Origin of the sequence: Paraburkholderia sp. RL17-347-BIC-D, assembly GCF_046027915.1 — a bacterium.
In the GTDB taxonomy this organism is placed as follows: domain Bacteria; phylum Pseudomonadota; class Gammaproteobacteria; order Burkholderiales; family Burkholderiaceae; genus Paraburkholderia.
Map to the genome: position 1 here is coordinate 1 of NZ_JARESS010000119.1, position 7378 is coordinate 7378.

A 7378-nucleotide genomic window follows, 5' to 3' on the forward strand; every position below is an offset into this window, starting at 1 on the left:
CCGACGAAGTTTTACCGTGACGATGGTGATGTGCTCGCCGCCCCGTGTGTGCCAGATGCGTTCTGACTTCTATCCAGTTTGGGGCCTACTCCACCGCCTTCACCATATCCTCGATCACCTTCTTCGCATCGCCGAACACCATCATCGTCTTGTCCATGTAGAACAGGTCGTTGTCGAGGCCGGCGTAACCCGCTGCCATCGAACGCTTGTTCACGATGACCGTGCGCGCCTTGTACGCTTCGATGATCGGCATGCCCGCGATCGGTGACTTCGGATCGTTCTTCGCCGCCGGGTTCACCACGTCGTTCGCGCCGAGCACCAGCACCACGTCGACCTGACCGAACTCGCCGTTGATGTCGTCCATTTCATAGACCATGTCGTACGGCACTTCGGCTTCCGCGAGCAGCACGTTCATGTGCCCCGGCATCCGTCCGGCCACCGGGTGAATCGCGTACTTCACCTCGATGCCTTTCTCGACCAGCTTGTCGGTCAGTTCCTTCAACGCATGCTGCGCCCGCGCGACCGCCAGGCCGTAACCCGGCACGATCACCACGGTTTCAGCATTGCCGAGCATGAACGAAGCATCATCGGCAGAACCCGATTTCACCGGACGCTGCTCAGCCGACCCACCTGCCGCAGCCGCCCCCGCCTCGTTGCCGAAGCCGCCGAGAATCACGTTGAAGAACGAGCGGTTCATCGCCCGGCACATGATGTACGACAGAATCGCACCGGACGAACCCACCAGCGAGCCCGCGATGATCAGCATCGGATTGTTCAGCGAGAAGCCGATACCCGCCGCCGCCCAGCCCGAGTACGAGTTGAGCATCGACACGACCACCGGCATATCCGCGCCACCGATCGGAATGATGATCAGCACGCCCAGCACGAAGGCGATGATCGTCATGATGATGAACGGTAGCCAGGATTGCGTGAGGAAGAAGATCACGCCGAAGCCAAGCATCGCGATCGCGAGCAGCAGGTTGATCAGATGCTGCCCTGCATAGACGACCGGTGCGCCCTGGAAGAGCCGGAACTTGTACTTACCCGACAGCTTGCCGAACGCGATCACCGACCCGGAAAACGTAATGGCGCCGACGAACGTGCCGATGAACAGCTCGACGCGATTGCCATACGGCAGGAAGCCCGGAATCGGATTATCCGGATCAACCAGACCGAAGGCCGACGGTTCCGACACCACCGCATACGCAATACACACGGCAGCGAGACCGATCAGCGAGTGCATCGCCGCGACCAGTTCCGGCATCTTGGTCATCTCGACGCGCGCGGCGACGAACGCGCCGATCGCACCGCCGATCACCAGCGCGACCAGCAGCAGGCCGAGCCCCAACCCGAGATTCGAGCCAAGTGCATTCGCCTGTTTAACGATCAGCGCGATGGTGGTGAGAATGGCAATCGCCATCCCGACCATGCCAAAGGTATTGCCGATGCGCGCCGTCTTCGGATTCGACAGCCCCTTGAGCGCCTGAATGAAACAGACCGACGCAACCAGATAAAGCAGCGTGACGACGTTCAGACTCATTACGCGTTCTCCCTGGCGGCTGCGGGGAGCTTCTTCGGCTCTTTCTTCCTGAACATCTCCAGCATTCGCCTTGTCACCAGGAATCCGCCGAACACGTTCACCGCCGCAAGCGCGACGGCGAGCGTGCCAAAAAACTTGCCGGTGTCGCCCACGGTGAGGCCTGCTGCAAGCATCGCGCCGACGATCACGATCGCCGAAATCGCATTGGTCACGGCCATCAGCGGCGTGTGCAGCGCGGGCGTGACGTTCCAGACGACGTGGTAGCCGACGTAAATCGCCAGCACGAAGATAATCAGGTTGATGACGGTGTGGTTGATGACTTCCATCGCCGTTCTCCTTAAGCCTTGCGCGTGACTTCGCCGTCGCGGGCCAGCAGCGTGGCCGCGACGATGTCGTCTGCGAGATCGATGTTCAGGGCGCCTTCCTTGGTGATGATCAGCTTAAGGAAGTCGAGCAGGTTGCGTGCGTATAGGGACGACGCGTCGGCGGGCACCATCGAGGCCAGATTCGTATAGCCGACGATCTGTACGCCATGTTTCAGGACGACCTGATCCGCTTCGGTCAGCGGGCAGTTGCCGCCGCGCCGGCCTTCGTATTCGGCGCCGCGTCCTGCCGCAAGGTCGACCAGCACGGAGCCGGGTTTCATCGCCTGCACCGTTTCCACCGAGATCAGCGTCGGTGCAGGCCGGCCCGGGATCAGGGCGGTCGAGATCACGATGTCGGCCTGTTTGGCCCGTTCATGGACCAATGCGGACTGACGCGTAAGCCACGAAGGCGGCATCGGCCGCGCGTAGCCGCCGACGCCCTGCGCGGCGTCGCGCTCCTCGTCGGTTTCGTAGGGCACGTCGAGAAACTTCGCGCCGAGCGATTCGATCTGCTCTTTCACCGCCGGGCGCACGTCCGAAGCTTCGATCACGGCGCCAAGACGCTTGGCGGTTGCGATCGCCTGCAAACCGGCGACACCCGCACCGAGAATCAGCACGCGCGCCGCCTTCACGGTGCCCGCTGCGGTCATCAGCATCGGCATGAAACGCGGATAGAGCGTGGCGGCCAGCAACACGGCCTTGTACCCGGCAATATTCGCCTGCGACGACTGCACATCAAGGCTCTGCGCGCGCGTGGTACGCGGCGCGGCTTCCAAGGCGAACGCAGTGACGCCCGCAGCCGCCAGCTTTGATGAGTTTTCTGAATTAAACGGATCGAGCATGCCGACCAGCGTCGCGCCGCGTTTAAGCAGCGGCAACTCGGCATCGGTGGGCGACTGGACCTTCAGGACGAGTTCAGCGCCAAAAGCGGTCGCCGCATCGACGATTTCCGCGCCGGCGGCTGTAAAAGCATCGTCAGGAAAGCTCCCGCCGGTGCCGGCACCGCTCTGGATCGTGACCCGGTGGCCCTGGGTCACATACTTCTTGACCGTTTCGGGCGTCGCGGCGACGCGGGTTTCGTGCGCGCGCGTCTCCCTCGGAATTCCGATTAGCATAAAGAGAATGCCTTGATAAATGATGTCAGCGGATAAGGAAGCAATTGCCTTCCCTTCCGAAAATCGCACGAATAGTTTCGATAAGATGCGTCACGCTTACGATTGATCCTTAGTCGTGCGCCCAACGCTGTAGTCGGATACGATTTCAACGGAGAAAATGCTGATGTTACGCCCCGAACGTCTAAAGAACGGACTTTTGATCACCACGCGAACAGGCCAATCCAGAAGCTACTCACAAACATACGCCCAGATCACACTCTTGAGAACGAACCACGTTGCTTCGTTCTCGACGACCGGGTACGTTTCAACAGGATGTTGCTTGTGTTCCGTATAGTTACCTCCCTCAGGACGCGCATTAGCAGGGTTTCAACACGCAACAATCCCTGCTTGACTTGAAGAGGTACTCATCGCCGAACGCCCGAGGTAAGGAGGAACCACGCGCCATATACCGTCATCGTGGAGAATGAGAAATAAACTGTCAGCGTGACCGCTGGACGCAGCGCTTCAACGCACACGTAGCGCCTCTGATTTGAGCGCATGCGGTCGAATCGGGTCATGCGCGCTGGCGTCGCGGGCGCTGTGCCAAGCCACCTCTCAACCAGCAAACGCAACGACCTGTCCATCATGTCCATTGACCTCCGCTTCAACGTAACACATCAATGAAGCCGCCAGCCCTCGTTAAGTTGAGTGCTACGATTCGCATCGAAAGGGACATGCTACCTTCATACGCGTCTTAGCGGAATGCCACATACTCTTCCGACTGCTATAACGGCGAACACTTAATGTGCGAACTTCTAACTGATGTCACTAGACATGAAGCGCCTTCATTTTGCTTGTTCCCTCGGCACATTAGGACCGCCATCATGTCATATCTACAATGACATGATGGCATGGATAGACCGCTCTGAGACTGTCATCGTGTTTCCTCTTTATATTATACTATGTATAACCAACTGTTTATATGATGTAATCAACACTACCTCTATGAATTCATAGAAGCCGGCGTCCGTAACTCGCACTTAATGCACTGGAAGGTAACGGACCTTTGCTTCAGAGCTAATGAGACCTCGACGCTTCGCCCGGCGGATTCGGCTGCATGGGCATGCCCCATCCATATGGAACGGGCAAGGAGACGGACAGCGGAGTCTGAGAATATCCGGGAGGTCGGCGTGCGCCACGTTGTCGAGTGAAAAACCGGCTTGACTCCAAAGAATGCACCGACTCTCCTTAACATGGTCTAGAGCGTGTTAGGCACTTTGCAGGAGACCTGGTATCCTGGCGGGATGAAAAGAGCAGATCGCAAAGGGTATCCGACCGATGTGTCCGACGAAGAATGGAGCTTCGCAGCGCCCTATCTGACGCTGATGGACGTCACCGCGCCGCAGCGCAAATACGAACTGCGTGACATGTTTGATGCATTGCGCTGGATGGCTCGGGCCGGCGCGCCGTGGAGGATGCTGCCCAATGATTTCCCGCCTTGGGAACTGGTTTATCAGCAGACTCAACGCTGGTTACAGGCAGGCTGTTTTGAGAACATGGTCTGTGATCTGCGCTCGATGATACGCGTGGCACAGGGACGGCAGGGACAGCCCAGCGCCGTCATGCTGGATGGTCGCACGATACAGTCGACTTGCGAGAGCGGCCCGCGTGCGGGCTATGACGGTTATAAGCGCAAGCGTGGCAGCAAGGTGCACATTGCGGTAGACACTTTGGGACAGTTGCTGGCGATACATGTGACGCCGGCCAACGAACAGGAGCGCGCCCAGGTAGCGGAGCTTGCGCGTCAGATCCAGCAGGTAACGGGACACACGGTCAAAGTGGCATTTGCCGATCAAGGATACACGGGCAAAGAGCCAGCGCAGGCCGCGCTCGATGAAGGTATTGAACTGCAGGTAATCAAACTGGAGGAAGCGAAAAAGGGCTTCGTGCTGCTGCCTCGGCGGTGGGTGGTCGCGCGCAGCTTTGGCTGGCTCAACCGTTTCCGCCGTCTCGCACGTGATTTTGAACGGCTGCCCGAAACCCTTGCAGGACTTCATTTCGTGGTCTTCGCAATGCTCATGCTCGTTCACGCAGTGCCAGTACTTCAAAGTGCCTAACACGCTCTAGCCGAACCACACTGCAGGAGCGGTGGCATTTACATAAGTCATTCAATATAGTTTGATATCTTGAACATCGACCCCTCGCCATCCCGACCGCTTCCGTTGCGACGGTCCGATCTCCAGAAACGAGCGTCAGTTCAGGTGGCACTCCTCCCGGTCGTCAACTCCACCGGACAATTGCCTTCGTGCGTGGCGCTGCATCGACGGATTGCTGTAGTCATAGAACTATGACCATCTTGGCACGGCAATGATATATGGCCGAACAATGTCCGTACGCTATCAACTAGAGTACGTTTCATTCAGCAGGCTGTCCGCCAACGCCAAGAGCTCCCGATTCTCGTCAGCCAGCGCAAGCGGCACCTGGTCTCGTGCGAACTCGACGAACGTTTTGATCTTGGCGTCGAGGTAGCGTCTCGACGCATACATCGCATAGATGTTGCACTTCTGCAAGCGATGGTCGGGCAAGACGCGAACGAGGCTCCCGTCGCGCAAGCCTGACAGCGCGAAAGAGATCGGTAAAGGTCCGATTCCCAGACCCTCACGTATCGTCTCGACCAGCGCTTCGGCGTCGTTCACGATAAGCGGCGCAGGCCGCGTATGACGGAAAACCGGCTCGCTTACATCTTCGAATAGCCATTGTCCGGGGGGCACATACGGCAACATCAATTGCAGGCACGTGTGTTCGTTCAGATCCGCGAGTCTAACTGGCGTGCCGCGCTTCAACAGGTATTGTGGGGCGGCGCACAGAATCGTTTGTACACTTCCGATGCGTTGGGAAATTAAGGCCGAATCCATCAGATCTCGTGTCGTTACCACGGACACGTCAATGCCTTCGTCGATGATATTGGGCACGCGCTGCGCGAGTACCAGTTCGATCAGTACGTCCGGGAACCGTTTGCTATAGCGTGCGATGAGCCGCGCCAGATGACGTTGACCGAAGCCGGTGGTCACGTGGACCTTTAACTTGCCGGAGGGCTGGGTGCCTGCGCCTGCCGCCTCGGTCTCTGCGACTTCCACGTGAGCCAGAATCTCCTCGCAGCGTTGCAAATAGCGTTCGCCAGCATCGGTAAGCGACACCCGCCGCGTTGTCCTTTGCAACAGTCGCGTGTGCAAGTGCGATTCCAGATCCGTGATAGCACGTGAAACGTGTGCTGTCGAGACGGATGCAAGAATCCCGGCTTTCGTAAAACTGCCAGTCTCTGTAACTCGCACGAACAGCCGCATACTTTCCAAAGTGTCCATCGGAATCCTGATTACAAGTAAAACGTTCTCGGCAGACCGGCGTTGTAACGATGTGCTTTGAGTCGCAAGGAGCTTCTACGCGCGCCGGACCTGCTGCACCTGACTGCGACTGCTTCCTGCGAGTAGATCGATCAGTGTAGCGGCGATGCTCTCCTCGCAGAGGTACTGAAAAATAGCCCGGTTGGTCCGCACGGCGCAGCGAAGGACCCACCGATGCGCGCGATTTCATCTCGAAGCCGTCTCGCGATCGGGCTGTCTGGCATGTCAACGGAACCTCTCTGTCAACCTCCTGAGCGACAAACTCTATGCGTTGTTGCTTCCGGTTACGCTTCATGGCCACATAGCCAGATCGAAATCGACAGTCCCAACATGCCTATACCACCCATTGACACCTTGCTCAAGGCCGGACACGCGCATTCGCGCGTGTCCGGCCATGTCTACAGCGCTAGTTGCTCGCTGCCTCCGCTGCCCAAGCAGGTCGACGCCAATATCGTCCACTTCCGACTTGGTCGATCTCGACCTCGATAGGTCCAACCCAAGCTTCAGAACGCTCTTTTCGGCATTGCGTACGCGGTCATTCGCATCAGTCGACGTGGTAGCACGCCCGCTCCACCTAACGCCAACATCACTGGGGCGGTGAGCATGCGTCTCAAACTTGACACCACCACAGTACTGCCTCCGGTGTCGACTAGAGGACAAGGCGACTTGCAACACATGCTACTAGGCAACGTGTGCCATCAATGACCAACATACAGGCTGCCATCGAGCCGTTTTATCCCATCCTTCGTTTCAGATTCGTCAAGCTGCCGGCGAACTTCTGACCAGGTATTCGACGAAGCGACATCATCGCGCGAAGACCTCTCCTGCACCTCGGCTCCATTTGATGCGGCGTCAAAAGTGAGTGCGGGATCAACGGCATAATCGAAGTTCGCAAAAACCGACACTGCAATCGCGGCAACAGTCACGATATGTTTCATTCGGTTTTTCTTCTGTTATGACTAGATGGATCTAGAAGCC

The 7378-nt window shown here is 57.9% G+C and carries 6 protein-coding genes; 1 reads left to right on the plus strand and 5 read right to left on the minus strand.

The window, feature by feature from the left end:
* Positions 1-85 precede the first annotated feature (85 nt).
* Genes P0D96_RS47035 through P0D96_RS47045 form a run of 3 tightly spaced genes read right to left on the minus strand, consistent with a single transcriptional unit; the run spans position 86 to position 3020 of the window.
* Entirely contained in the window at positions 86-1540 is a 1455-nt protein-coding gene (locus P0D96_RS47035) for an NAD(P)(+) transhydrogenase (Re/Si-specific) subunit beta (RefSeq protein WP_408321079.1), read from the minus strand.
* The gene (locus P0D96_RS47040; protein WP_408321081.1) at positions 1540-1866 is read right to left on the minus strand and encodes an NAD(P) transhydrogenase subunit alpha part 2; all 327 of its coding nucleotides are present in this window, start codon (positions 1864-1866) and stop codon (positions 1540-1542) included. Before P0D96_RS47040 ends, P0D96_RS47035 begins: the two co-directional genes overlap by 1 nt.
* A gap of 11 nt (positions 1867-1877) precedes the next feature.
* A complete protein-coding gene (locus tag P0D96_RS47045; RefSeq protein ID WP_408321083.1) occupies positions 1878-3020 on the minus strand; it encodes a Re/Si-specific NAD(P)(+) transhydrogenase subunit alpha in 1143 nt (380 codons plus the stop codon).
* A gap of 1283 nt (positions 3021-4303) precedes the next feature.
* Here P0D96_RS47045 and P0D96_RS47050 point away from each other — a divergent pair.
* The gene (locus P0D96_RS47050) at positions 4304-5116 is read left to right on the plus strand and encodes an IS5 family transposase (protein WP_408321085.1); all 813 of its coding nucleotides are present in this window, start codon (positions 4304-4306) and stop codon (positions 5114-5116) included.
* Between the two features lie 282 nt (positions 5117-5398).
* On the opposite strand, the gene P0D96_RS47055 is transcribed toward P0D96_RS47050, so the two are convergent.
* Both P0D96_RS47055 and P0D96_RS47060 read right to left on the minus strand, forming a co-directional pair.
* Positions 5399-6361, minus strand: a complete 963-nt coding sequence (locus P0D96_RS47055; protein WP_408321087.1) for a LysR family transcriptional regulator — start codon at positions 6359-6361, stop codon at positions 5399-5401.
* 737 nt (positions 6362-7098) lie between these two features.
* The gene (locus P0D96_RS47060) at positions 7099-7338 is read right to left on the minus strand and encodes a hypothetical protein (protein WP_408321089.1); all 240 of its coding nucleotides are present in this window, start codon (positions 7336-7338) and stop codon (positions 7099-7101) included.
* Positions 7339-7378: the final 40 nt, after the last annotated feature.